General features: G+C 62.8%; 27 protein-coding genes. 8 read left to right on the forward strand and 19 right to left on the reverse strand.

All coding sequences use genetic code 11. The annotated features are described in order from the left end of the window. Positions 1–50: 50 nt before the first annotated feature. The 7 genes from BM341_RS08350 to BM341_RS08380 form a co-directional block, all read right to left on the reverse strand. Positions 51–1,010 (reverse strand): MBL fold metallo-hydrolase, encoded by a 960-nt coding sequence (locus tag BM341_RS08350; protein WP_089794849.1) that lies wholly within the window; start codon positions 1,008–1,010, stop codon positions 51–53. A 96-nt stretch (positions 1,011–1,106) separates the two neighbouring features. Beyond that, positions 1,107–1,316, reverse strand: a complete 210-nt coding sequence (locus tag BM341_RS08355) for a hypervirulence associated TUDOR domain-containing protein (RefSeq protein WP_089794851.1) — start codon at positions 1,314–1,316, stop codon at positions 1,107–1,109. Between the two features lie 48 nt (positions 1,317–1,364). Next, complete coding sequence (gene trpC, locus BM341_RS08360) at positions 1,365–2,174, reverse strand: indole-3-glycerol phosphate synthase TrpC (RefSeq protein ID WP_089794853.1); 810 nt, start codon at positions 2,172–2,174, stop codon at positions 1,365–1,367. Positions 2,175–2,199: 25 nt separating this feature from the next. Further along, on the reverse strand, positions 2,200–3,219 hold the full coding sequence (gene trpD, locus BM341_RS08365) for an anthranilate phosphoribosyltransferase (RefSeq protein ID WP_089794855.1): 1,020 nt from the start codon (positions 3,217–3,219) through the stop codon (positions 2,200–2,202). A 16-nt stretch (positions 3,220–3,235) separates the two neighbouring features. Continuing rightward, on the reverse strand, positions 3,236–3,844 hold the full coding sequence (locus tag BM341_RS08370; protein WP_089794857.1) for an anthranilate synthase component II: 609 nt from the start codon (positions 3,842–3,844) through the stop codon (positions 3,236–3,238). A 19-nt stretch (positions 3,845–3,863) separates the two neighbouring features. Then, positions 3,864–5,360 (reverse strand): anthranilate synthase component I, encoded by a 1,497-nt coding sequence (gene trpE / locus BM341_RS08375; protein WP_089795210.1) that lies wholly within the window; start codon positions 5,358–5,360, stop codon positions 3,864–3,866. Between the two features lie 361 nt (positions 5,361–5,721). Beyond that, positions 5,722–6,387 carry a phosphoglycolate phosphatase gene (locus BM341_RS08380; RefSeq protein WP_089794859.1) on the reverse strand — a complete coding sequence of 222 codons (666 nt, stop codon included), beginning with the start codon at positions 6,385–6,387 and terminating at the stop codon, positions 5,722–5,724. Between the two features lie 108 nt (positions 6,388–6,495). Here BM341_RS08380 and BM341_RS08385 point away from each other — a divergent pair, with 108 nt between their 5' ends. Further along, the gene (locus tag BM341_RS08385; protein WP_089794861.1) at positions 6,496–7,794 is read left to right on the forward strand and encodes an NAD(P)/FAD-dependent oxidoreductase; all 1,299 of its coding nucleotides are present in this window, start codon (positions 6,496–6,498) and stop codon (positions 7,792–7,794) included. Positions 7,795–7,833: 39 nt separating this feature from the next. Here the strand turns inward: BM341_RS08385 and BM341_RS08390 are convergent, their stop codons facing one another. The 4 genes from BM341_RS08390 to rpe form a co-directional block, all read right to left on the reverse strand. Then, positions 7,834–8,160 carry a c-type cytochrome gene (locus BM341_RS08390; RefSeq protein ID WP_089794863.1) on the reverse strand — a complete coding sequence of 109 codons (327 nt, stop codon included), beginning with the start codon at positions 8,158–8,160 and terminating at the stop codon, positions 7,834–7,836. A 68-nt stretch (positions 8,161–8,228) separates the two neighbouring features. Beyond that, on the reverse strand, positions 8,229–9,500 hold the full coding sequence (locus BM341_RS08395; RefSeq protein WP_089794865.1) for a PQQ-dependent sugar dehydrogenase: 1,272 nt from the start codon (positions 9,498–9,500) through the stop codon (positions 8,229–8,231). 85 nt (positions 9,501–9,585) lie between these two features. Next, positions 9,586–9,867 (reverse strand): GIY-YIG nuclease family protein, encoded by a 282-nt coding sequence (locus BM341_RS08400; protein WP_245784222.1) that lies wholly within the window; start codon positions 9,865–9,867, stop codon positions 9,586–9,588. Further along, complete coding sequence (gene rpe, locus BM341_RS08405; protein ID WP_089794867.1) at positions 9,864–10,595, reverse strand: ribulose-phosphate 3-epimerase; 732 nt, start codon at positions 10,593–10,595, stop codon at positions 9,864–9,866. The genes BM341_RS08400 and rpe overlap by 4 nt, the downstream gene beginning before the upstream one ends. Before the next feature lie 167 nt (positions 10,596–10,762). On the opposite strand from rpe, the gene BM341_RS08410 reads away from it, so the two are divergent. Continuing rightward, a complete protein-coding gene (locus tag BM341_RS08410; RefSeq protein WP_089794869.1) occupies positions 10,763–11,353 on the forward strand; it encodes a YajG family lipoprotein in 591 nt (196 codons plus the stop codon). Here the strand turns inward: BM341_RS08410 and BM341_RS08415 are convergent. Both BM341_RS08415 and BM341_RS08420 read right to left on the reverse strand, forming a co-directional pair. Next, entirely contained in the window at positions 11,350–11,985 is a 636-nt protein-coding gene (locus BM341_RS08415) for a class I SAM-dependent methyltransferase (RefSeq protein ID WP_089794871.1), read from the reverse strand. The genes BM341_RS08410 and BM341_RS08415 overlap by 4 nt on opposite strands. Before the next feature lie 22 nt (positions 11,986–12,007). Further along, entirely contained in the window at positions 12,008–12,637 is a 630-nt protein-coding gene (locus BM341_RS08420; protein WP_089794873.1) for a TIGR04211 family SH3 domain-containing protein, read from the reverse strand. Between the two features lie 204 nt (positions 12,638–12,841). Between BM341_RS08420 and miaB the strand changes: the two genes are divergently transcribed. From miaB to lnt, 5 genes are all read left to right on the forward strand, one after another. Then, positions 12,842–14,185 (forward strand): tRNA (N6-isopentenyl adenosine(37)-C2)-methylthiotransferase MiaB, encoded by a 1,344-nt coding sequence (miaB, locus tag BM341_RS08425; protein WP_089794875.1) that lies wholly within the window; start codon positions 12,842–12,844, stop codon positions 14,183–14,185. 77 nt (positions 14,186–14,262) lie between these two features. After that, positions 14,263–15,366, forward strand: coding sequence for a PhoH family protein (locus BM341_RS08430; protein WP_089794877.1), 1,104 nt, complete (start codon positions 14,263–14,265; stop codon positions 15,364–15,366). Further along, positions 15,363–15,866, forward strand: a complete 504-nt coding sequence (ybeY, locus tag BM341_RS08435) for an rRNA maturation RNase YbeY (RefSeq protein ID WP_089794879.1) — start codon at positions 15,363–15,365, stop codon at positions 15,864–15,866. The genes BM341_RS08430 and ybeY overlap by 4 nt, the downstream gene beginning before the upstream one ends. Further along, on the forward strand, positions 15,863–16,732 hold the full coding sequence (locus tag BM341_RS08440; RefSeq protein WP_089794881.1) for a CorC family transporter: 870 nt from the start codon (positions 15,863–15,865) through the stop codon (positions 16,730–16,732). The genes ybeY and BM341_RS08440 overlap by 4 nt, the downstream gene beginning before the upstream one ends. A 28-nt stretch (positions 16,733–16,760) precedes the next feature. Beyond that, positions 16,761–18,221 (forward strand): apolipoprotein N-acyltransferase, encoded by a 1,461-nt coding sequence (gene lnt, locus BM341_RS08445; protein WP_089795214.1) that lies wholly within the window; start codon positions 16,761–16,763, stop codon positions 18,219–18,221. 97 nt (positions 18,222–18,318) lie between these two features. Here lnt and phaC read toward each other — a convergent pair whose 3' ends face one another. From phaC to prmB, 5 genes are all read right to left on the reverse strand, one after another. Beyond that, the gene (gene phaC / locus BM341_RS08450; protein ID WP_089794883.1) at positions 18,319–20,190 is read right to left on the reverse strand and encodes a class I poly(R)-hydroxyalkanoic acid synthase; all 1,872 of its coding nucleotides are present in this window, start codon (positions 20,188–20,190) and stop codon (positions 18,319–18,321) included. A 90-nt stretch (positions 20,191–20,280) separates the two neighbouring features. Next, complete coding sequence (locus BM341_RS08455) at positions 20,281–20,703, reverse strand: phasin family protein (protein ID WP_089794886.1); 423 nt, start codon at positions 20,701–20,703, stop codon at positions 20,281–20,283. Positions 20,704–20,831: 128 nt separating this feature from the next. Next, entirely contained in the window at positions 20,832–21,266 is a 435-nt protein-coding gene (locus BM341_RS08460) for a hypothetical protein (protein WP_089794888.1), read from the reverse strand. A 57-nt stretch (positions 21,267–21,323) separates the two neighbouring features. Beyond that, entirely contained in the window at positions 21,324–22,409 is a 1,086-nt protein-coding gene (gene aroC / locus BM341_RS08465) for a chorismate synthase (RefSeq protein WP_089794890.1), read from the reverse strand. A gap of 30 nt (positions 22,410–22,439) precedes the next feature. Continuing rightward, complete coding sequence (prmB, locus tag BM341_RS08470; RefSeq protein ID WP_425431983.1) at positions 22,440–23,393, reverse strand: 50S ribosomal protein L3 N(5)-glutamine methyltransferase; 954 nt, start codon at positions 23,391–23,393, stop codon at positions 22,440–22,442. A gap of 136 nt (positions 23,394–23,529) precedes the next feature. Here prmB and BM341_RS08475 point away from each other — a divergent pair, with 136 nt between their 5' ends. Next, the gene (locus BM341_RS08475) at positions 23,530–24,105 is read left to right on the forward strand and encodes a Smr/MutS family protein (protein ID WP_089794894.1); all 576 of its coding nucleotides are present in this window, start codon (positions 23,530–23,532) and stop codon (positions 24,103–24,105) included. A 12-nt stretch (positions 24,106–24,117) separates the two neighbouring features. Here BM341_RS08475 and BM341_RS08480 read toward each other — a convergent pair whose 3' ends face one another. Next, complete coding sequence (locus BM341_RS08480; RefSeq protein WP_089794896.1) at positions 24,118–25,221, reverse strand: patatin-like phospholipase family protein; 1,104 nt, start codon at positions 25,219–25,221, stop codon at positions 24,118–24,120. Positions 25,222–25,233: the final 12 nt, after the last annotated feature.

Genomic DNA, 25,233 nt, shown 5'->3' on the forward strand with positions numbered 1-25,233 from the left:
CCAACAGTGGCTAGATTGCAAGCTCGTATAGGGAAGCCTAGGAGTCTCGATCACCGCGTCAGCACGCCGTCATGCGATAGCCGGTAGAGGTCGAAGTCGTTGGCTAGGAACAGGTTGCCGCGGTATTGGCTGCGGGCTTCGTATTCGATGTCGTCGATGGAGGGCGTGGCGCCAGGGTCTTGCTGATAGCGCGGGCTGAAATGGGTGAGCACCAGGTTCGCCAGCCCCTTGTGCTGGGCGAAGCTCGCGACGGCAGCGGCGGTGCTGTGCTGGTTGTCGGTGCCCAGTCGCTCGACCACGGCGCGGTCATAGGTCGCCTCGTGAACCAGCACATCGGCGCCGGTGCACAGCTCATCGAGCAGTGCCGGCGTGTCGTTGTCGCCGCCGACCACGAGCTTTCTCGCTCGCCGTTGCGACAACAGGAAGTCGTCGCTTATCACCAGCGAACCGTTATCCAGCGTGACGTCCTCTCCCTTGGCGATACGCCCCCACAACGGCCCTCGCGTCACGCCCGCTGCCTCCAGGCCCGCGATATCGAGCTTGCGCTCGACGCCTCTCTCGGTGAAGGCGTAGCCGTACGAGGCGACGCCATGCGAAAGCGCGGCGGCCTCGAGCGCGAAATCGGGCAGAGCAAGGGGCTCCGCCAGGTCCTCCACGGCGATGAAGTCGATGGCAAAGGTCAGGTGAAGCCCCGTGGTCGCCTGGATCGCCTCGAGGAAAGCACGGATGCGCGCCGGCGCGACGATCGTCAACGGCCGCTCGCGGCCGGTCATCGAGGCGCTCGACAACAACCCGGGCAGGCCATAGCAATGGTCGCCATGCACGTGGGTGATCAGGATCGCCTCAAGTCGGTTGAGCGACAGCGGCGTGCGCAGGATTTGCTGTTGCGTGCCCTCGCCGCAATCGACCAGATACCAGGCCTTGGCGTTGCGCTTCCTGATCGCGAGCGCCGCGACGTTGCGCGCTCGGGTCGGTACCCCGGCGGAGGTACCCAGAAAGAAGAGTTCCATGGGGGCGTTTTCCTTCGCTGGCCGGGTTCACGCTGGCCGACGGGCTATCGCCAGCCCCGAGAGCAACAGGTACCGCTGAGTGGCGACGCGCCGGGGTCAGTCGATCTTCTTCAGCGTACCTTCCTTGTGGGCCGCGACATGCTCCGTCTTGTCACTCTTGATCTCATATTGCGGCTCCTCGGGCGAGGCGCGGCGCGTGTGGCCCTTGTAGTCAAAATCCTTGGTATGCACCTTGATGATCGTGCCGCTGACGTGACCGGCTTCGGAATTCCAGGCGACATAGTCGCCAACCTTGAACTTGGCCATCGTTCTCTCCTCGTTTCTCCATTGAGCGCCCGAGCGGCCAACAGCCACTCAGAAAAACAGCCGCCGCAGCGCTTCGCCGGGCTCGGGCTCGCGCATGAAGGCCTCGCCGACCAGGAAGGCGTTGACGTTATGCTCACGCATGCGCAGCACGTCGTCGGAGGTGTGGATGCCCGACTCAGTGACCACGGTGACGCCGTCGGGAATGCGCGGGAGCAACTCCAGGGTGGTCTCGAGGCGGGTGTCGAAGGTGTGCAGGTCGCGATTGTTGATGCCGACCAGGGCCAGGTCGAGACGCAGCGCCCGCTCGAGCTCGAGGGCATCGTGAACCTCCACCAGCACGTCCATGCCCAGCTCGACCGCCTGACGATGAAGGTCGACCATTTGCGCATCGTCCAAGGCGGCGACGATCAGCAGGATACAATCGGCGCCGATGGCCCGCGCCTCACTCACTTGGTAACCCTGGGTGATAAAGTCCTTGCGAATTACCGGCAGCGTGCAGGCATCGCGCGCCTCGATGAGGAAATCCTCGTGGCCCTGGAAGAAGTCGGCATCGGTGAGCACCGAGAGACAGGCGGCGCCGCCGGCGGCGTAGCTTGCAGCAATCGCGCCGGGTCGGAAGTCCTCGCGTATCAAGCCTTTCGAGGGTGAGGCCTTCTTGATTTCGGCGATCACCGCCGGATCGTTTCGGCCAATATAGGCATCGAGGGCGGCGATGAAGCCTCGCGGCGCGCTTTGCTCGGCGGCCAGTCGTAACAGCTCCGCTTCCGGTACGGCTCGACGACGCTCGGCGACCTCCTCGTCCTTGCGCGCCAGAATGCGAGTCAGGATGGTGGGGGCCGTCTCCGGGGAAACGCTCATCGAATAGCTCCTTGTCGGGGTGCATTCACTGCAGGAAGACGCGGGTGAAATTGGCCAGTTCCCTGAGCTTCTCCAGGGGCAGTTTGGAAGCTTGGGCATCCTGGGCCAGCGCCACGCCTTCCTTGAGGCTGTCGGCAACGCCCGAAGCATAAAGTGCCGCGCCGGCGTTGAGCGAGACGATATCCGCCGCAGCGCCTTCGCCCACCAAGGCCCGTTCGACCAGGCGCAGGCTGTCCTCCGCGGAGGTGACGCGCAGTGCATCCAGCGACTGGCGCTCGATGCTCACGTCTTCCGGTGTGATCGAGTATTCGCGAATCTCGCCATCTTTCAGCTCGGCGACCCGGGTTGGCGCCGCCAAGGAAATCTCATCCAGGCCGTCCTCCGCGTGCACCACCAACACATGGCGGCTACCCAGGCGGCGCAGCACGTCGGCCATCAACGGCACCAATTCCTGAGCGTAGACGCCTAGCACCTGATTGGGGGCGCCGGCGGGATTGGTCAGCGGGCCGAGGATATTGAACAGCGTGCGCACCCCCATTTCGCGACGCGGTGCTACGGCGTGGCGCATCGCCGGATGATGGTTGGGAGCGAACATGAAGCCCACGCCCACCTGTTCGATGCAGCGCGCCACCTGCTCGGCATCGAGGTCCAGGTGGATGCCGGCCACGGCGAACAGGTCGGCACTGCCGGAAGAGGACGACACGCCGCGGTTGCCGTGTTTGGCCACGTGACCGCCGGCCGCCGCCACCACGAAGCTGGCCGCGGTGGAGACATTGAACAGGTTGGCACCGTCGCCGCCGGTGCCGACGATATCCACCACGTTCTCGGCGCCCAAGTGCACCGGCTTCATCAGCTCGCGCATCACTTGAGCGGCGGCGCTGATCTCCTCGGCGGTCTCGCCCTTCATGGCCATACCCATCAGGAAGGCGGCGATCTGCGGGTCACTGGCCTCCCCGGTCATGATCTGGTGCATCACTTCGTGGGTCTCGGCAAAGTTCAGGTTCTCGCGGCGCATCAAGGCGCTGAGGGCGTCTCGCATCTGCATCATGGCTCTCCTCGATTCAGGCGCTGCCCAGCGGCGCTTGAGGACGACGTTGTAGAAAGTTGGCCAGCAGCTCATGGCCCTGGCATGTGAGGATCGACTCGGGGTGAAACTGCACCCCTTCCACGTCGAGCTCGCGATGGCGCAGGCCCATGATCAGCTCCGGAGTGGCGTCGTCGGCGGCGGTCCAGGCCGTGACCTCCAGGCAGGTCGGCAGATCGCCGGCCTCAACGATCAAGGAATGATAACGCGTAACCTCTAATGGGTCGTCCAGGCCGGTGAACACGCCCTGGCCCCGATGACGAATTTTCGAGGTCTTGCCATGCATCACCCTAGGCGCGCGTACCACCTCGCCACCATAGACCTGGCCGATGGCCTGGTGCCCCAGGCAAATGCCGAGTATCGGCAGCCTGCCGGCAAAGTGGCGGATGGCCGCCATGGAGATACCCGCCTCATTGGGTGTGCAGGGCCCCGGCGAGATCACCAGATGGGTGGGAGCCATGGCCTCGATCTGCTCAAGCGTAATGGCGTCGTTGCGGTGAGTCACCACCTCGGCGCCCAGCTCGCCCAGATACTGCACCACGTTGAAGGTGAAGCTGTCGTAGTTATCGATCATGCAGACTTTCATGGGTCTCTCCGCCACCGGGCTATTCGAGGTTGTCCAGGCCGCGCTCGGCCATGGCCACGGCGCGAAACAGGGCGCGTCCCTTGTTGAGGGTCTCCTGCCATTCCATCTCGGGCACGGAATCGGCGACGATGCCGGCACCGGCCTGGATATGCAGCTGGCCATCCTTGATCACCGCGGTGCGAATGGCGATGGCGGTGTCCAGGTTGCCATGCCAGGAGAGATACCCCACCGCGCCGGAGTAGATGCCGCGCTTGACCGGCTCAAGCTCGTCGATGATCTCGAGCGCACGAATCTTAGGCGCCCCGGAGACGGTGCCCGCCGGAAAGGTAGCGCGCAGGGCATCCATGGCAGTGAGCCCCGGCTTGAGCCGCCCGGTGACGTTGGAAACGATATGCATCACGTGCGAGTAGCGCTCCACCACCATCTCCTCGGTGACCTTCACCGAGCCGGTCTCGCTGATCCGCCCCACGTCGTTGCGGCCCAGGTCGATCAGCATCAGATGCTCGGCGCGCTCCTTGGGGTCGGCCAGCAGCTCCGCCTCCAGCGCACGGTCCTCCTCCTCGGTGCGTCCGCGCTTGCGGGTCCCGGCGATGGGACGGACCGTGACCTCGCCCTCTTCCAGACGGGTGAGGATCTCAGGCGAGGACCCGGCCACCTGGTGGTCACCCAGGTCGAGGAAAAACATGTAGGGGGAAGGATTCAGGCTGCGCAGCGCGCGGTAGAGATCCAGCGGCGCGGCGCGGTAGGGAATCGACATGCGTTGGGAGGGCACGCACTGCATGACGTCGCCGGCCAGCACGTACTCCTTGATAGTCTCGACCGCGGCCTTGAAGCCCTCCTCCGTGAAACCGGAGGTGAAGTCGCCCTCCTCCACCGCGGCGCTGCCCGTGCCGGGGCTGACGGTATTCAGGGTAGCGCTGCGCAGCCGGATCTCCAGCGTCTCCAGGCGCTCCACCGCGCCAGCGTAGGCGCCGGCCTCGGCCGGATCGGCATGCGTCCACAGGGTCAGGCGACCGGAGAGGTTGTCGAACACCACCAGTTCATCGCACACCATCAGCAGAATATCCGGCACACCCAGCGGGTCGGACTTGGCCTCGACATGCGGCCCGCGCAGCCGGGGTTCGATGTAACGGATGGTGTCGTAGCCGAAGTAGCCCACCAGCCCGCCGTCGAAACGCGGTTGATCGTCGAGGCGCGGGACCCGGAAGCGAGCCTGAAAGTCCTCGATCCAGGCCAAGGGATCCTCGACCTCCGCTACTCCGTGCTGTTCACCATTGACGATATGCCGGACGGTGAGGCCGCGCACCTCGATGCGCTCCTGGCAGGGCAGGCCAATGATCGAGTAACGCCCCCACTTTTCGCCACCCTGCACGGACTCCAGCAGGAAGGTCCAAGGGGCGTTGGCCAGCTTCAGGTAGGTAGAAAGCGGGGTATCGAGATCGGCCAGCACCTCGCGGGTGACCGGTATGCGGTTGTAGCCGGCAGCCGCCAGCTCATGAAAACGGTCGGGGGTCATCATGCCCGGGTCCTCGCGGAGAAAAGTTGACGATGGGGGATATCGAGACGCGCGCCAGCGCTCTAGACAAGAGGCATCACCATCGCCAGCCGCCGGGCACGGCGAGCGAGTGAGTCGGCATCACGGCAGCGGCAAGAGGCACGCCGCCAGGGTATGAAAGCGCATCCAGCGTCATGCGGTTATCCATCGAAACAGTCCATCGCAATAATCCATCGAAACATATCCCGCAGGGGAAGAGTGAGCGCGAAACGGGGTACAGGCACTTGGTGACAGGCCGCTATTGCAAAGCAAGCGTCAACGCTTCGCGACATAGCGAGGATATATCGAGCGGTCGATGACGTTAGCGACACGGAAATTCACACTAAACGAGTTCCGAAAGCGATTCAACTACGCCATCCGGCCGGCTATGGCTGATCGGTTCGCCATGGTTGTAGCCATAGGGAACCGCCGCGGTCCTGAATCCCGCGGCCTTGCCCGCGGCGATATCATGGCGCGAATCGCCCACCATCAGACACGCCTGTGGGGCCACGTCGAAGTGCGCCGCTACCTGCCATAACGGCGCCGGATGTGGCTTCTTCTCGGGCAGGCTGTCGCCGCCCAGGCAGAGTCCGAAGTAGTCCACCAATCCCATGCTGTCGAGAATGGGCGCGATGAAGGCGTACGGCTTGTTGGTCACCAGCGCCAGGGGCATTTCCCTCTCGCGCAGGCCATCGAGCGCCTCACGAACGCCGGGATACAGTCGGGTGCGCGAGCTCGGATCGCGGCCATAGTGGTCAAGAAACGCCTCATGCGCCCGCGCCAGCAATGCGTCTGAGGGCGGCTCGCCCAACGCGTCGGCAAGCGCGCGCTCCATCAGCTTGAGCGAGCCGTTGCCGACCCAGTCGCGCACCCGCGCTTCACCCGCCGCGGGGTATCCCAGCTCGCGCAGCGCCCCGTCGACGGCCGCCGCCAGGTCGGGCACGGAGTCGACCAGGGTACCGTCCAGGTCGAAGACGACCAGGCGAATACCTTTCAGGAGAGTATGCATGCGCACTGTCTCGGGTGACGGGAAGGAGGCCATTCTGACGCAATGGCGATGGGCAGGAAATACGATAGCGCTTATTCTGTGGGTCGATACCTTATCAAGGAGTTTTCGATGACCTCTTCACGGATCGTGGTAGTCGGAGGCGGCGCCGGCGGCCTGGAGCTTGCCACACGGCTTGGCCGCAAGCTCGGCAAACGCAAGCGCGCCGAAATCGTGCTGGTCGATCGCAGCACCACCCATATCTGGAAGCCATTGCTGCATGAAGTTGCCACCGGGGCTCTCGATTCACGTCTCGACGAGATTTCCTATCAGGGGCATGCCAGCGCCAACGGCTATCGATTCCAGCACGGAACCCTGTGTGACATCGACCGCGAACAACGCCGCCTCAGCCTTGAGCCCGTGCTCGACGAGGACGGTGAGGTGATCCTGCCCTCACGCACGCTCGACTACGACACCTTGGTGCTCTCGCTAGGCAGCGTCAGCAACGATTTCGGCACCCCGGGCGTCGCCGAGCACTGCCACTTCCTGGATAGCCCCGAACAGGCCGAGGCGTTCCGGCGCGACATGCTTAACACTTTTCTGCGCTACAGCAACCCCGAGCGTCGCAGCCATGGCCGGCTTACCGTGGGGATCGTCGGCGCCGGGGCTACCGGCGTCGAATTGGCAGCGGAGCTCTACGACGCCTCAAAGATACTTCACAGCTACGGCTTTACCAGCATGGACAGCGATCATCTGGAAGTGCATCTGATCGAAGCGGCCCCGGCCATTCTGCCGGCCCTGCCGGAACGCATCGCCCGGGCCGTGCATGCGGAGCTGGAAAAACTCGGCGTGAAGATCCATGTCGACACGCGAGTGACAGAGGTCGATGGGGGAGGTTTTACCACCGCCGATGGCGTGCAACTCCCTACCGATCTCGGCGTCTGGGCCGCCGGCATCAAGGCGCCGGTTATTCTCTCCGAACTTGGCCTCTCGACCGAACGCAACCATCGCGTCAAGGTGAAGCAAACGCTGCAGAGCGTCGACGATGAACATATCTTCGCCTTCGGCGATTGCGCGAGCTGCCCGCAGCCGGACGGAACTTCCGTGCCGCCACGCGCCCAGGCAGCGCATCAGCAGGCCGGATGCCTCTATCGAAACCTTGTCGCCACTTTGGAAAACAAGCCGCTAAAACCCTTTGTCTATCACGACCGGGGCTCATTGATTTCGCTGGCGCACTTCGAGGCGATCGGCAGCCTGATGCGTGGCGCCTCGGCGCGCAGCTTGTTCATCGAGGGGCATCTGGCAAAGTTCTTCTATTCATCGCTCTACCGTATGCATCAGCGCGCCATCCATGGCAGCTTCAAGACGGGCGTGACCATGCTGGTCGATGGCCTCTACCACTTCATTCGGCCGAGAATGAAGCTTCATTGAGTCGCTCGGCCTTCTGGCTGGCCGATCGAGGTTCGTCGTTTATTCGGGCATGGTCGCGGTGATCTGGATCGATTCGTACCAGGCGGAGAGGTCGGATATCTCCGCGTCGCTCAGGTCCCTGGCGATCACCGACATCATCTCGTGCTCCCGCTTGCCGCTGCGAAACGCCTTGAGCTGCGTCTCCAGATAGATTCGACTCTCGCCGGCCAGATGCGGTGCAATGGGAATCTTGGCGATCCCGTCCAGGCCGTGACAGGTCTGACATTTGCTGGCCAGGAGGCGGCCAGTGGCGGGATCGGCCGCCAGGGCACCACCGGCCACGCCAATCAACGCCACCAGCAGCGACGCCTTGAGCATTCGTCTCATGGGAGTTCTCTCATCGAGGAAGGTCGCCGCCAGGCACCTACCCTGCTACGTGACGGCGAGTGGAAAGGCTACTCGGAGGCCGAGGCGTTATAGGAGATGCGATAGACCGCACCGGCCAAGTCGTCGGACACCAGCAGGGACCCGTCGCGCAGCTGGGCGACATCCACCGGGCGTCCCAGGTATTCACCGTTCTCGTCGAGCCAGCCTTCGGCGAAAGGCACGGTATCGCCGGTCACGTTTCCCTCGGCGTCCACCGGGGTGAACATTACCCGCGCACCGACCGGCTCCGAACGGTTCCATGAACCGTGCTGCGCCGAGAAGATGCCGTTGCGATACTTGTTGGGAAACATCGAGCCCGTGTAGAACATCATGCCCAAGTCCGCGGCATGGGCGACGGTCTCGACCATCGGAAAGATAACGTCGTCGGGGATCTCATGATCCTTGTACTCGTTGGTGCGAACGCTGCCTCCGCCATACCAGGGAAAGCCGAAGTTCTGCCCCGCCTCGGTCTGCTGGTTGATTTCGCCAGGCGGAATATCATCGCCCATACCATCCACCTGATTGTCGGTAAACCATAGATTGTCGGTCTGGGGATGGAAATCATGCCCTACCGAGTTACGAACGCCTCGGGTATAGACTTCCCGCTCGCTGCCATCCTGGTTGACGCGGATAATGCCGCCGATCCCATACTCATCGAAGATTTCCAGATGCTCTTCGGGTGGCACATTATAGGGCTGGCCCAAGGAGATATAGAGCTTGCCGTCGGGTCCGATATCGCAGACACGAGCCGTATGGTTGTAGCTGACGTGCTCCTCGGGAATCAGTTCGCCTCCGGCGATCACCGGCACGGCAACCACATCCGGGCTTTCGTAGAAGAATTCCGCGGCGGGATAGGCCAGAACCCGGTTCTGCTCGGCCACATAAAGCACGCCATCGGGGGAGAAACACGGGCCGTTGGGAATAGCCTTTGTAAGCGACGGTGCGAAGTTCTTGACCTCATCAGCTACCCGGTCCTTGTCGCGGTCGGTGACCGCCCAGATCTCGGTCTTGCGGGTGCCCACGAACATCACCACCCCCTGCGGGCCTACCGCCATATGACGCGCATCGGGGACCAGGGCGTACAGATCAATTTCAAACCCGTCCGGCAGGTCGATCTTCTCAAGCGTATTGCGGATCGCCTCTGCACTGGAGGAGTCCTGGTCGATGACGGTGTGCTCAGTGGTGCCGGTGGACTGAAAACTACCGAGCTTTTCCAGCGTGGTGGCCTCTTGAGCATGGACTGGCATGAGCGCCACGGCACTGGCAACCGCGATACCGACAACGAGACGTTTCTTGTTCATTATAAGCTCCTGTTATGCCGATCTAGAATCGATCGGCTGAATCGAGTAAAGCAGCTTATGGAATATCGTCAAGTTGTCAGACCAATCAGAGTGGGGATGTCAAGCGCCTTGCGACCCACTCGCGTTTGCCCGACGCCGACAAGCGCTTAAGGGCGGCCTCTAGGCGAAGTGCCTCCCCTTGGCTGCCTACCGCTTCGTGGTGTACCAGCCGCAGGGGGCCTCGGCCGCGGAGTGCCTTGGCCCCGCGTCCGGCGCGATGCTCGCCAAGGCGACGTGTCACATCGGTGGTGATGCCTATATAGAGCGAGCCCCTGGCGGTTTCGAGCAGATAGAGGTGCCAGAGCGCGGCGGGAGGCGCCTCGCTCACCGGGCCGTGGCCAGTTGCTCTCGGAAGTCACGCAACACGCTGTCATAGCGGTGAGGGTCGGCGTCCTGGCCAGCCTTGAAAATGGCCGAGCCGGCGACGAAGGTGTCGGCCCCGGCACGCGCGATCTCGGCGATGTTATCGACCTTCACGCCGCCATCGACCTCGAGGCGTATGGGATATCCCGACGCATCGATCCGCCGGCGCGCCTCGCGCAGCTTGGCGAGAGCCGCCGGGATGAAGGCTTGACCGCCGAAGCCGGGATTGACGCTCATCAACAGGATCATGTCGACCTTGTCCATCACATGATCGAGGTAGCTCAACGGCGTGGCCGGATTGAAGACCAGCCCCGACTTCACGCCACCGTCACGGATCAGCTGCAGGGAGCGATCGATATGATCTGAGCCCTCCGGGTGAAAAGTGATGTAGTCGGCCCCCGCATCGATGAAATCACCGATCAGGCGATCGACCGGCTTCACCATCAAGTGCGCATCGATGGGGGCAGTAATGCCATGCTTGCGCAGCGCCTCACAGATCATCGGGCCGATGGTGAGATTGGGCACGAAGTGATTGTCCATCACGTCGAAGTGAACGATGTCGGCACCGGATGCCAGCACATCCTCGACCTCCTCTCCGAGACGAGCGAAGTCGGCGGACAGGATCGACGGGGCAATCAAGAAATCGCGCTGCTGGGGAGGCAGCGAAGCATCATGTCTGGTGGCATCTGTCATGAGCGAATCCGGCATGGAAGGGTTTTAGGAGCATCTCGGAAGCACCGCATTCTAGCAGAGCGCGCCGGGCACTCCAGCGTCGGGGAATATCGACGGCCGTCGCCAGAGGATATACTCGCCGGGTACGTCATTTCACGATTCCCACCCGATTCATGTGGAGCCATCGAATGCCTCGTCGTCATTTTCTGCGCTACGGCGCCGTGTTGCTCGCCGCTCTCTGGCTGAGCGGCTGCGCCAGCCCCCACTATCTACAGCTCGACCCGCGACGTACCGCCGACGTCCCGGCGACCGGCAACGGTCGCGAGATCACCGTCACCGCCGTCGACGGGCGTGACAGTGAAGTCATCGGCACGCGCAGCGGTAGCGCCATGTCTACCGCCACCATCACCGTCAGCGCCCATGAACTGGTACCAAAGCTGCAAGCCGAAGCCGAACGCGCCGTTCGTGAGATGGGCTTTCGTCCTACCACCGAACAGGCCGAGGGGCGCCCCAGCCTGACCCTGACGCTGGATCACCTGGGTTACCAGCGTGGCGAGAGCCGTCCGGTGATCGACGAGGCGCGCCTCGAGGCAGTCTTTATCGCCGAGGCAATCAATGGCGGCAATACCTATACCGGCACTTATACCTCGCTCAGAACCCAGAGCTACGCCCTGCGCCCGGACAAGGAAGCTAATACCCGCATGGTCAACGAGCTGCTTTCCGATGGTCTCGACCGTGCGTTTCGCGACCCGGAGCTGGGCCAGCTGCTGGCCCGTTAGTCGATCGGGCCGCGGCGCACCATCGCCCAGACGCTCTCCTGAAAACCACTGCCCGCCTCCGGTTCGCCATCCTCCAGATGCGTGACGTGAAAGTTGGGTTCGAAAAGCTCGCGCACCTCGTCGCTGGAGACCGTATAAGGGGGACCGCCATCGTCGAGGGTGCGGGTCAGGCTGATCAGCAGACCGGCCGCACCGGGTGGCAGCAACTGCGCCAGATGAAAGGCATAGCGCTGGCGCGTCGGCGCCGGAAGCGCAATCAAGGCGGCACGATCATAGAAGGCGCCGATCTCCGCTGCCTGCTGGATATGAAAGTGGAAAAAGTCACCGCACCAGAGTTCGACATTGGCCTGCCGACAGATGTCGAAGCCATCCTGGCGATAGCGGGATATCTCGCTGGTGCCTTCCCCGACAAACTGCTCGATTGCCTCCGGCGCCAGCTCAATGCCCAGCACAGGATGGTCGTGCTGACCCAGCCAACGCATGTCCAGGCTCTTGCCGCATAGCGGCACCAGCACCTTGGTGCCGGGCCGGATGCCCAACCGAGGCCAATGACGCACCAAGGCCGGGTGGGGACGATCACGATGAAAACCGATGCGTCCTTCCCTCCAGCGGTCTAGCCAGTCATGGGCCATGCGATCTCCTCCGGCGCCGGCATCAAAACCAGCGGTCACGCTTCTTGCGGCGGCGTGGCAGGTGCGGGACGATCAACCCGACCAGCAGCCCTGCCCCGGCAACACCGCCACCGTACATGAAGTAGCGAATCAATAAGTCTTCTTCCTGGGTATCAAGGCGCGCCTGGAGCCGGCGGATGGTCTGGCTCGACTCGTCGGCCGCCGCCGTATAAGCCTGATTCTGCTCCTGCAACTCAGCAATGCGCTGCTCGCGCGACTGGAGTGTTTGGGTCATGCCGCTGACCCGGTCTTCCCAGGTGGCGTTAATATCGCCGAGCTCGGCCTGGAGCTCCTCCACCTGCGCTTCCAGATGCGGCAGCTGCACCTGGGCGCTGGGCTGGTCCTGCAACTCATCGGAGAGTATCCATGTCGCATCGCCCTCCTCGTTCTCGACACGACTGTAGTCGCCGCTGGACTCGAGTACCGTCACCGGCTCACCGGCGGTCAGCGTGCCGATGATGCGGTAGCCATCAGTGGGGCCGCTGCGTACCCAGGTAGTGAGTTCATCGGACACCCAATGGGTGCCATCGGCCGCCTCCTGGGCGTGCAGCGGCAACGCAGTAAGCCCCAGGGCCAACCCCAGGGTCAGAAACGTGAGATTGTGTTTTGTCATGCCGTCATCCTGGCAGGTCAAGGCTTTTGAACGTCCACTCCAATGCGAAGTGCCGAGGATAGCACAACCATCCGCGCTCAAGCCGCTGCGTCGAGAGCCCACGCTGGCCCCGCAAGGGGGTGCAGGCGTATCATGAACGCACTTATCGTTTCCTTTTTATCCACGGGTTAAAACATCGCGAGCCTGGCGCTCCGATCTATTCTTATGACGAAGAAACTCTTCATCAAGACGCATGGCTGCCAGATGAACGAGTACGATTCCGCGCGCATGGCGGATCTGCTCGGCGAATCCCATCGGCTCGAACTCACCGATGATGAACGTGAAGCCGACGTCATCCTGCTTAACACCTGCTCGATCCGCGAAAAGGCCCAGGAAAAGGTCTTCCACCAGCTGGGGCGCTGGAAAAAGCTCAAGGAAGCCAACCCCGAGTTGGTGATCGGTGTCGGCGGTTGCGTGGCCAGCCAGGAAGGCGAGGCGTTGCGCAAGCGCGCGCCGCACGTCGACATGGTGTTCGGGCCCCAGACCCTGCATCGGGTGCCGGCGATGCTCGACTCGCGGCGCAACGACCAGATCTCGGTGGTCGACGTCACTTTCCCCGAGATCGAGAAGTTCGACCATCTGCCCAAGCCCAGTTCCGACGGCGCCACCGCCTTCGTGTCGGTGATGGAGGGATGCTCCAAGTACTGTACGTTCTGCGTGGTGCCCTACACCCGTGGCGAAGAGGTTTCACGGCCCTTCGAGGCGGTGATGGACGAGGTTGTTCACCTGGCCGATCAAGGCGTGCGCGAGATCAACCTGCTGGGCCAGAACGTCAATGCCTATCGCGGCCCCAACCAGGTGGGTGACGAGATCGACCTGGCCGAACTGATCGCCTGTGTGGCGGCGGTTGACGGCATCGACCGAGTTCGCTTTACCACCTCACACCCGGTGGAATTTTCCGACAGCCTGATCGAAGCCTATGGCGAGATTCCCGAGCTGGTCAGCCACCTGCACCTGCCGGTACAGGCCGGCTCCGACCGCGTGCTTGCTGCCATGAAGCGCGGCCATAGCGTGGAGGAATATGTCGAGAAGATGGAGCGCATCCGTGCGCTGCGCCCGGATATGAGCTTTTCCTCGGACTTCATCATCGGCTTTCCCGGCGAAACCGCGGCGGATTTCGAGGCCACCATGGACCTGATCCATCGCATCGGCTTCGATCACTCGTTCAGCTTCGTCTACTCGGCCCGGCCCGGCACGCCAGCGGCCGACCTACCGGACGACACGCCTGAGAGCGTCAAGAAGCAACGCCTGGCGATCCTGCAGGAGCGCATCACCCAGCAGGCGATGCAGATCAGCCGGCGTATGGTCGGCAGCCGGCAACGCATCCTGGTCACCGGCTTCTCGCCAAAGGACCCGGGCCAACTGTCGGGACGCACCGAAAACAATCGAGTGGTCAACTTTCGCGCCGCCAATCCCGTCGAGTTGATTGGCTATTTTGTTGACGTTGAAATCAGCGAAGCCCTCCCCAACTCTTTGAGAGGCGAGCTCGCCTCCCCCGAGCGCTTCTGAGCGGTCGCCATGAATTGCCCCGGCACGGGCCGGGGCAGTAAGCTGAAACCACACCCATTACCCAGGATTCTTCCGTCTTGAGCCAGCCATCTTCTCAGGCAAATCGCATCGTTACCCTCAATCTCGAGCCCAACGACCCTCGGCGTCTGGCCAATCTGTGTGGCGAGCGTGACGAGCATCTCAAGCTGGTCGAGTCTCGTCTGGGCATCACCCTGCGCAACCGCGGCAACATCTTTCAATTGGCAGGCCCCTCGGCACGCGTGAAGGCCGCCGCCAATGTGCTGGAGCATCTTTACCGCGAGACCGAAGCCAGCGAGCTTACCCCCGACACCCTGCATCTGTTCCTGCAAGAATCGGGGCTCGAAGCGCTGGATGAAGAAGAAGGCGAGGCCTCGGAGAGCGAGGTACTGCTGCGCACGCCTCGTACGCTGATCAAGCCGCGCGGGCTCAACCAGCAGAGCTATGTGCAGAGCATCCGTGCCCACGACATCAACTTCGGCATCGGCCCCGCCGGCACCGGCAAGACGTATCTGGCCGTCGCCGCGGCGGTGGAGGCGCTCAACCAGCAGGAGGTGCGTCGCATCCTGCTGGTGCGCCCGGCCGTCGAGGCCGGCGAGAAGCTCGGCTTCCTGCCCGGCGACCTGGCCCAGAAGATCGATCCCTACCTGCGCCCGCTGTATGACGCCCTCTACGAAATGATTGGCTTCGAACAGGTCGCCAAGCTGATCGAACGCCAGGTGATCGAGATCGCCCCGCTGGCCTACATGCGTGGCCGCACGCTCAACAACGCCTTCATCATCCTCGACGAGAGCCAGAACACCACGCGCGAGCAGATGAAGATGTTTCTGACCCGCATCGGTTTCGGCTCTACGGCGGTGATCACCGGCGATGTCACCCAGGTCGACCTACCCCGCGGCCAGACCTCGGGCCTGATCCAGGTGCTCGAGGTACTCAAGGGCACGCCAGGTATCGGAGTGACACATTTCGCGGCCAAGGATGTGGTGCGCCATCCGCTGGTGCAACGCATCATCGAAGCCTACGACCACTTCGAAGCCACCGAGGAAGCCGCCGAGCGCGCCCGCCGTGATGAGCGGGAGACCCAGCGGCAGGAGCGGCTCGAGCGCGCCAGCCTGGAAAAGGCGCGTCATGACCGCGACACCAGCGAGCGTGATGAGCCATGACATCGCCCCTGGTGGATCGACAGGTTGCCGTGACCGCCGAGGGGCTTCCTCAGTTCCATGAGCTTGAAGCCTGGGTCGCCACCGTGCTGGCCCGCTACCCCGACGAGTCCCGCAACGAACTGACCGTGCGATTCGTCGGCAGCGACGAGAGTCGCACGCTCAACCGCGATTATCGCGGCAGAGATACGCCGACCAACGTGCTGTCCTTCCCCTTCGAGGGCCCACCGGGTGTCGAGCTGCCCTTGCTCGGTGACCTGGTGCTCTGCCATCCGGTGGTGGCCTACGAGGCAGCCGAGCAGGACAAGTCGTTACACAATCACTACGCTCATATGGTGGTGCATGGCACCTTGCACCTCCTGGGCCACGATCATCTCGAGAACGATGAGGCCGACGCCATGGAATCACTCGAGCGAGAGATACTGGCGGCGCTGGGAATCGCCGATCCCTACACGCCACCCCATCGCGATTCCCATCACGAGGACGAGAGAACCGACGCATGAGCGAAGACCGATCGACCGGCCAGGGCAACAAGTCCTGGCTCGAGAAGTTTTTCAGTGCCCTATCCAGCGATAGCGAGGAACCCAACTCGCGGGAAGAACTTCTCGGCTTCCTGCGGCAGACGGCGAGCCGCCTGAAGCTCGAGCAGGATGCCATGATGATCATCGAGGGGGCCTTGAACATCAGTGATCAGCAGGTACGCGAAGTGCTGATCCCCCGCTCGCAGGTCACTGCCATCGCCCTCGACCAGCCGCTGGAAGACTACCTGCCGGTGATTCTGGAAACCGGCCACTCGCGCTATCCGGTCATCGGCGAGAACCTTGATGAGGTAAAGGGCATCCTGCTGGCCAAGGATCTCTTGCCGCTACTGCGTCGCAGCGCCGACGATGCACCGGCCTTCCGGCTCGAAGAGGTGGTCCGCCCGGCGATGTTCGTGCCCGAATCCAAGCGGCTCAACAGCCTGCTCAAGGAATTTCGCGACACGCACAACCACATGGCGGTAGTCGTGGATGAATATGGCGGCACCGCCGGGATCGTCACCATCGAAGACATCCTCGAGCAGATCGTTGGCGACATCGAGGATGAGCACGATACTGACGAGGAAGACGATATCCGCGAGCTTGGCGAGAGTCGCTTCGCCATCCGCGCGTTGACGCCTATCGAAGACTTCAACGAGCGCTTCCAGACCCGCTTCTCCGACGAGGAATTCGATACCCTCGGCGGACTGGTGATGCAGCGCTTCGGTCACCTGCCGGGCCGCGGGGAGCATACCGAAATCGGTGGCTGGCGTTTCACGGTACTCAATGCCGACAATCGGCGCATCCGTCTGCTGGAAGCCGAGCCCTGCGAGGAGCCTTCCGAGGAGTGACTCGGCAACGCAACGACGGATGGCATTCATGACGCAACGACACCTCACCCCGGCGCTGGGCTGCCTGGCTGCCCTGCTTGCCGGCGGCCTCACCACCCTGACCGCCTCACCTTTCGAACTCTGGTGGCTCGGCCCCATCGCCGCGGGGCTCGTCTATCTCGGCATTCACGACCTGACCGCTGGGCAGGCTGCCTTGCGCGGCTGGTGCTACGGGGTGGGCCTGTTCGGCTCCGGCGCGTCCTGGGTCTACGTTTCGATCCATGACTACGGGTATACCGGCGTGCCTCTGGCGGTGCTGCTTACCACGCTGTTCGTGGCCGGACTGGCGCTGTTCTTTGCGGTCACCTTGGGACTGTATCGGCGCCTGTGCGGGCCGCGACTGGGCTTTTTGACCTTTGCCGGCGCCTGGGTACTGGGCGAGTGGCTACGCACCTGGCTGTTCACCGGCTTTCCCTGGCTGTTGCTGGGTACGGCCCATGTCGACTCGCCGCTGGCCGCCTGGGCGCCGATCGGCGGCGTCTATTTGCTGTCGCTGCTCACCGCGCTGACAGGCACGTTAGGCGTCGAGCTGCTGCGCCGCCGCTGGTGGGCGGCCATCCCCATCGCCATGATGTGGCTTGCGCCGCTGGCGCTGCCCCAGCAATGGACGACACCCACGGGAGAGCCCGTACGTGTCGCCCTGCTACAGGGCAACCTGCCGCAGTTGATCAAGTGGACCCCCGAGGGCCAGCGGGTGGCCGCCGATACCTATCGCGAACTGACTCGCCAGCAGAGCGACGGCATTGACTTGATCATCTGGCCCGAGGCGGCGCTGCCAATGTTCGAAGACGAGGCGCGTCCTATCCTCGAGCGGGTACAGACGAACCTGCCTCCCGAGACCACGCTGCTCACCGGCATTCTGCAGCGCGATGAAAACCGCCGTTACTACAACAGCGTGGTGGGCGTGGGAGACGTCGAGGGGGAATACCGCAAGGCGCATCTGGTACCCTTTGGCGAGTACCTGCCTCTGGAAACCCTGCTGAGCGGCACCATAGCCTTTTTCGACCTGCCCATGCCGGCCATGACGCCCGGACCCTCGCAGCAGGCACCGATCCGGGCGGCCGGGCTCACCATCGGCAACGCCATCTGCTACGAGATCATTTATCCCGACCTGGTGGCCGAGCGTGCCCGAAGCGCCGACCTGTTGCTCACAGTATCCAACGACACCTGGTTCGGGGCCTCCATCGGCCCACTGCAACACCTTCAGATGGCCCGGCTGCGCGCCCTGGAGAATGGCCGTTATCTGGCCCGCGCGACCAGCAACGGTGTTACCGCGATCATCGACCCTCAGGGCAACGTTACCGTCCAGGCGCCGCGGTTCGAGACAACCAGCATCAGCGGCGAGGTCAGCCCCATGGCCGGCTTGACGCCCTTCGGCCGCACCGGCAGTTGGCCGGTCTGGCTGCTCGCCGGGCTGATGATACTACCCGGGCTGCGCCTCAAGCGTTGATCAGTAACCCGAAGGCCGATTGGGTCTCGCGGCTGCTAACGAAAAACATCCCTACCGTATGGATAGGGATGTTGTTGTCAGCTGACAGCTCAGGACATCAAGATTCCTTGGAAGCCGATTCCTTTGAAGCCAGTTCTCTGGAAGCTGAGGCCTCGCCCAGCACCTCGGGGATGGTCATGCGCACGTAGCGACCCGGAGCCGGCTCGATGATGCTGAGCTCCCCTTCGCCAGGCTGGCGTACCGGTACCATCTTCTCGCTGTCGGCATAGCCATTGGAAGTAATCCACTCCTGCCAATGCGGCCACCAGGACCCCTCATGCCGCTCTGCGCCTTCGAGCCATTCTTCTGCGGTCTCCGGCAACTCCTCATTGGTCCAGTAACCGTACTTGTTCTTGTGCGGCGGGTTGACGACGCCGGCGATATGACCGGAACCACCGAGCACGAACGTTACCGGTCCCTTGGGCAGCAACGCACCGTAGTAGGTACTGTTCCACTTGGCGATATGATCGTCATGGGTGGAGATGAAGTAGCTCGGGGTAGACACCTTGCGCAGATCGATCTTGACCCCGTCGAGCTCGATGCCGCCCGGCTCCACCAGCCGATTCTCCATGTACATATTGCGCAGGTACCAACCGTGAGTTCCGGCCGGCAGGTTGGTGCCGTCGGTGTTCCAGTAGAGCAGATCGAAGGGCGCCGGCATGTCACCCTTCAGGTAGTTATTGATGTAGAACGACCAGAAGAGGTCATTCTCGCGCATCAGGTTAAACGAATAGGCCATCACACGGCCATCGAGATAGCCATCCTGCTCGAGCTTGGCCTCGATGCCCTCGAGTACCGGCTCGGACAGGAACACGCCGATCTCGCCGGGATCACGAAAATCCTGGAGCGTGGCCATGTAAGTCACCGACTTGACCTTGCGACCGCGCCGCGTACTGGTGAGATAGGCCACGGTGGACGCCGTCAGGGTACCACCGATGCAGTAGCTCACGAGATTGACCGACTTCTCGCCGGTGGCCTGCTCGATGGCGCCCATGGCATCGATCGGCCCCATCTGCATGTAGTCGGACCAGGTCAGTTCACGCTGCTCGGGTCCCGGATTGCGCCAGGAAATCAGGAAGACCGTATGCCCCTGGTCCACCAGCCACTTGACCAGCGAGTTGTCCTGACGAAGATCGAGAATGTAATACTTGTTGATCCAGGGTGGCACGATGAGCAGCGGCGTCTTGAACGTCTGCTCAGTGGTGGGTGCGTACTGGATCAGCTGGATCAGCTCGTTCTCGAAGACCACCGAACCGGGCGTCACGGCAATGTTCTCACCAATCGCGAAGGCGCTGCGATCGGTCATGGTGACGTTGATGCCTTCGGCAGAGTTGGCTAGATCCTCACGCAACCGAGCCATACCATCGATCAGATTCTCGCCTCGGGTTTCCAGGGTCTTGCGCATCACCTCGGGATTGGTTGTGGCAAAGTTGGTGGGGGACATCGCATTGACCATCTGGCGGGCATAGAACGCCAGATTGCGCTTACGGTCGGGATCCATGTCATCGAGGTTATCGATAAGCTCCTCGACCGTCCGCGAGAACAGCAGGTACTGCTGCATGATGCACCGGTAATAAGGATCCTGGGTCCAGGCCTCATCCTTGAATCGACGGTCACTGCGCTGCGGAGACACCAGCGGCTCGACCTCCTCGCCAGCCAGAACGCGCAGACCCTGCTGCCACAGCTGGAACTGATCCTGTAACAGCCTGGACTGCGCCTGCCACAGCAGCGGCGGGTTGCGCACCAGCGCCTCGGCGCCAGCCTTGAAGCTGTCGCGCATGTCACCGTGGATCGAATCTGCGGCATCGCTGGGCACCAGGCGCTCCAGCAGCTGCTCCATCAAGGCGCGATACTCCTCGCCGATGCCCTGAAGCTGACCGCTCCAGGCTTCAATATCGGCCTGTGATGGCGCTTGAATCTCTGGCTGCATTGACCCCTCCTGACTGACTACCGACGGCATTGTGATGTAATAAATATCGCGCGGCGGCCTGGGGCCGCCGCACTTCTGGCCCAGCCTGGCTCAGCTCTTGTTGCTGCGTGAGGACTGGCTAGTCGATTTGGATGAAGAGGACTTGCTGCTGCTAGCGGTTTTTTCGGCCTGCTGGTTCATCTGCTGGCCCGCTTCACTGAAGAGCTGTTCAAGCTGGTTCTTGAACTCCAGGCTCATCTCGCTCATGGCGCGCGCATCCTCGAGCATCTGCTGAGAAAGCTCTTGCATCATCTGCGCCTGTTGTGTCCCGAAGTCTCGCATGCCCTCGGCATCCTCGATCTCGGTAGCGCTGCGCATGCGCTCGGTACCCATCTGGCTGTAGCGCTTCATGGCTTCCAGCTGCTGCTGGGTCATTTTTTCCATGTTGTTGAGCATTAGAGCATTGAGCTTGCGCATCGGTTCAAAGAACTGACGAGTCTGCTCATTGAAGTTTTCAGTCATTTTATCTTGCATCACGGATCCTCCTTCGAAGGTCCTGGTTGAAGCGAGACATGGCAGTATCAGCCACATCCCTCTTGTTGCAGTGCAACAATGATAGTTTGCCTAGTGCCCCATAGCAATACGATCAGACGTGCGACGTGTCAGCTTTCACGCTTGGCTCGCGAGCGGGCACTCGCCGTTGATTTACGCTCAGCGCTGCTGGCAGCCGATTTGTCCTGCGCTGACCCTGCCTTTGCCTGCTTGCCTGACGTCTCGCGTTGCGTGTTCGTCTTGTCATCATCGCCATTGCCGGTTTTCTGGCTAGTACTGGCTTGACGCAGCATATCCAGCATCATTTGCTGGTAGGAGCCGAAGCTGGACAACCCCTGCGAAAGGCCCTGCGTCAACTGCTGGGGCATGCCCTGCTGCTGCAGGAAAGGCCGCATCAGGCTCATCGGGTCATAACCCTCGACACCAGACTCCATCTGTTTCTGGATCCGGTCCATCAAATCCTTCTGGAAGGCTTCCACATCGGGCAGGCCCAGCGACTGACGAAACTCATCGGGGGTCAGGTCGAACTCGACGTTTATCTTCATGGCGTGACTCTTGTTAGTGGTTATATGCAGTGTAGCAGCCATGAACGCAAGCGTAGCTCAACGCAGTTGTGGTGTTTCCACGCTGACCTCGGCGTTCTGACCACGATGACGCAGGAAATGATCCATCAGTGTCAAGGCCATCATCGCCTCGGCGATGGGCGTCGCACGGATACCCACGCAGGGATCGTGACGCCCCTTGGTGACGACCTCCACGGCATTGCCGTGAATATCGATGGAGCGCCCCGGCGTGGTGATACTGGAAGTGGGCTTGAGCGCCAGATGGGCGATGATCGTCTGGCCACTGGAGATACCACCCAACACGCCACCGGCATGATTGGAGAGAAACCCCTCGGGGGCCATTTCGTCGCGATGCTCGCTGCCACGCTGCGACACGGCCGCGAAGCCGTCGCCGATCTCCACTCCCTTCACGGCGTTGATGCTCATCAATCCATGGGCCAATTCGGCATCGAGTCGATCGAAGACCGGCTCGCCGAGGCCCGGCGGCACGCCCTCGGCGACCACGGTGATCTTCGCACCGACCGAATCCTGATCGCGTCGCAGCTGATCCATGAAGGCCTCGAGTTCGGCGACACGCTCCGGGTCGGGACAGAAGAAGGGGTTGTCGCCGACGGCCTCCCACTGCTTGAAGTCGATGGCGATGGGGCCCAGCTGGCTCATGTAGCCACGCACCTGGATGCCTTGGGTGGCGAGATACTTCCTGGCGATGGCGCCGGCGGCGACACGCATGGCAGTTTCCCGGGCGCTTGAACGCCCGCCACCGCGGTAATCGCGCACGCCGTATTTGTGGTGATAGCTGTAATCGGCATGCGCCGGACGGAACCGATCCTTGATCTTCGTGTAGTCCCCGGAGCGTTGATCGGTATTCTCGATCAACAGGCCGATCGAGGTCCCGGTGGTGACGCCTTCGAAGACTCCCGAGAGGATCCTGACTCGGTCGGGCTCGCGGCGCTGTGTCGTATGGCGCGAAGTGCCGGGACGGCGGCGGTCCAGGTCATGCTGCAGGTCCTCCTCGCTGAGCGGCAGTCCTGGCGGGCAGCCGTCGACGATGGCCCCCAGGGCGGGTCCGTGGCTCTCGCCGAAAGTGGTGAGGGTGAACAGCTTGCCGAAGGTATTGCCGGACATGGGCGCTCCAGGAGATAGCAGTATCAGGAATCAGGCGAAGGAAGCCGCATGGGCGTCGAGTTCGGCGGCGCTGAGAGCAAAGACCCCCTGTCCCCCGCGTTCGAACTCGAGCCAAAGGAACGGGACCTCGGGAAAGGCGGCCTCGAGATGGCGATCGGAATTGCCGACCTCGACGATCAGCACGCCGTCGTCGGCAAGGTAGCCGCGTGCCTCGCGAAGCAGGCGCCGCACGATATCCAGACCATCCGCGCCCGCCGCCAGCGCCAAGGTCGGTTCGTGACGAAACTCGGCGGGCATCAGCGCGAGATCGCGGGTATCCACGTAAGGCGGGTTGCAGACGATCAAGTCATACCGTTGACCGGCAAGCCCCGCAAACAGGTCGGAGGCCACCGTCCTGACTCGTTCACCGACTCCATGGCGGCTGATGTTGGCCTTCGCCACCGCCAACGCCTCAGGACTGATATCAGCCAGATCGACCTCGCAGGTGGGCAGATACAGCGCGGTGGCGATGCCGATGCAACCCGATCCGGTACAGAGATCGAGCACCCTCGCTGGCGGCTCATCGGGGAACCAGGCCGCAAAACCGTCCTCGATCAGCTCGGCGATCGGCGAGCGCGGGACCAGCACCCGCTCATCGACCGTGAACGCCACCCCGGCAAAGAACGCCTCCCCAAGCAGGTAGGGCAGCGGACGGCGCGTCGTGACGCGCTCGCGCACCAGGACCACGATGCGCAGGCGCTCCATGGGCAACAAGCGAGCATCGAGTACCGCCGGGTCGACATCCCAGGGCAGATGAACCGCCCCCAGCGTCAAGGCCACCGCCTCGTCCCAGCAGGAGGCCGTGCCATGGCCATGAAAGAGCCCAGCCAGTTGGAACTCGCTGGCGGCCCAACGCAGGCAGTCGCGCAGGGTGACGAGCCCGTCGCGAAGTTCGCTATCGGCAAGCGGCAGCGTCGAGGTGGAAGCATCGTTGCAAGCGGCCACAGGGTCTCCCGCACTCAGGACTGAGCAGTAATGAATCGAGCAATACATAAAAGTGCTTGATTGTAACTGCCCCGACGGTTCACAGCCACGCCGGGCTGGTTATACTGACTCACTGATTTTTTGCCATGAGACGCCAATGAGCCGACACCGCCACCACCCTGACGACGCCGATATCGACGCCTTCCGTCAGGCCCTGCGCGAGGCCGGTGTGCGTCCGATAGAAAGCGATCGCGCCGATCCGGGGCGACCACGTCGGCCCCGTCCCTCGGTCGCCGAACGCCGCGCGGCCGCCATCGCCCAGGGAGACGACTACCAGGCAGGGCGCACGTCCGACGGCCGGGTGGAGGCGGTGCGTCCCGCCGAGTTTCTCGATTTTTCCCTACCCGACCTGCCCTGGCGGACGCGCCAGCAATTAAAGCGCGGCCGCATCGCCTGGGAAGAAGGCCTCGACCTGCATGGCTATACGCTCGAAGAGGCGCGAAGCGAATTGGAAAGTTTCCTGCGCGAGATGGCTACCAGGCGGCGTCGCTGCGTGCTCGTCGTGCATGGCAAGGCCTGGGGCACCACCAGCAACTATCCGGTGATCAAGAGTCATGTGAACACCTGGCTTCGCGAATGGCCGAGCGTGCTGGCCTTCTGCTCCGCCACGGATAGCGACGGTGGCACGGGAGCCGTCTACGTCCTGCTGAGGCGTCAAGGTAACAACGCCTGACTCCGACTCGGCTCACTGCTTAAGCTTGGCTTTGCTCTTACCCTTGGTATTTGCTCTGTTACGCGCCGCCACGTCGCCCGGCCCTGCGGTGATGGCACGGCTGCCCCAGCCGCTCGGGACACGCCCCTCGAAGCGGTCCAGCGCCTCGACAGCCAAGTGACGTCCGAGCGTGATCAGCGACTCGGCACGATGAAACTCGTAGGCCCCGCATACCGTCTTGGGCACCTCGATCAGCACGTCCGGTGGGTAGCCCGCGATCTTGTACTTGGCAAGCGATGCCTGGGTAATGTCGAACGATGCCAGGATCATGTCGAGCCGGCCCCAGGCGCGCCTGCCACGCGAGCGCTCATCGGTATCGTCTTCCTCGTTGGCGCCACTGCCAAACCCATCGAGCATCCGCCGGGCCGCCCCCTTGACGTCATCGATCCAGCCAGACAACTGTGGGCTATTGGCAATCTCGTTAGTTGCTGCCGGGGTGTCCGGCGCCGACTCGCCGGGCGGCGCCGGCAACAGCTCCTCAAGCGAAATGGGGCGCGGGCTGTGCGCGGTGACATTGACCGCCAGCACGAAATCGGCATTTGCCGATACCGTCGGCGTGATCGGCAGCGGGTTGAGCAGGCCGCCATCGACCAGTACCTGGTCGCCGCGGTGGACCGGTGTGATAACCCCAGGCACGGCGATGGAGGCGCGGATCGCCTCGAGCAGGGAACCACTCTGAAACCATACCTCTCGCTGACGGTTGAGGTCGGTAGCCACGGTAGTAAACGGGATCGGGAGATCCTCGATGCGCGTGTCACCGATCAGTGACTCGAGTTTGCTCATTACCTTGCTGCCACGCATCGCACCCATCGGACTCCAGGTCACGTCGACCAGCCTGAGCACATCGAGATAATCGAGACGGCGGACCCAGTCGCAATAGCCCTGTAGCTTGCCTGCCGCATAGATACCGCCGATCAGCGCCCCCATCGAACAGCCGGAGATCGCCACGATCTCGTATCCTCTCGCCTCGAGCTCAGCAATCACCCCGATATGCGCATAGCCGCGCGCCCCGCCACTGCCGAGCACCAGCGCCACCCGCTTGCCCTGGTCGAAGGAGTTGCTAGGCTGCGGGCTCATGGCTACGACCTC

Origin of the sequence: Halomonas korlensis (genome assembly GCF_900116705.1) — a bacterium.
Lineage (GTDB): Bacteria > Pseudomonadota > Gammaproteobacteria > Pseudomonadales > Halomonadaceae > Halomonas > Halomonas korlensis.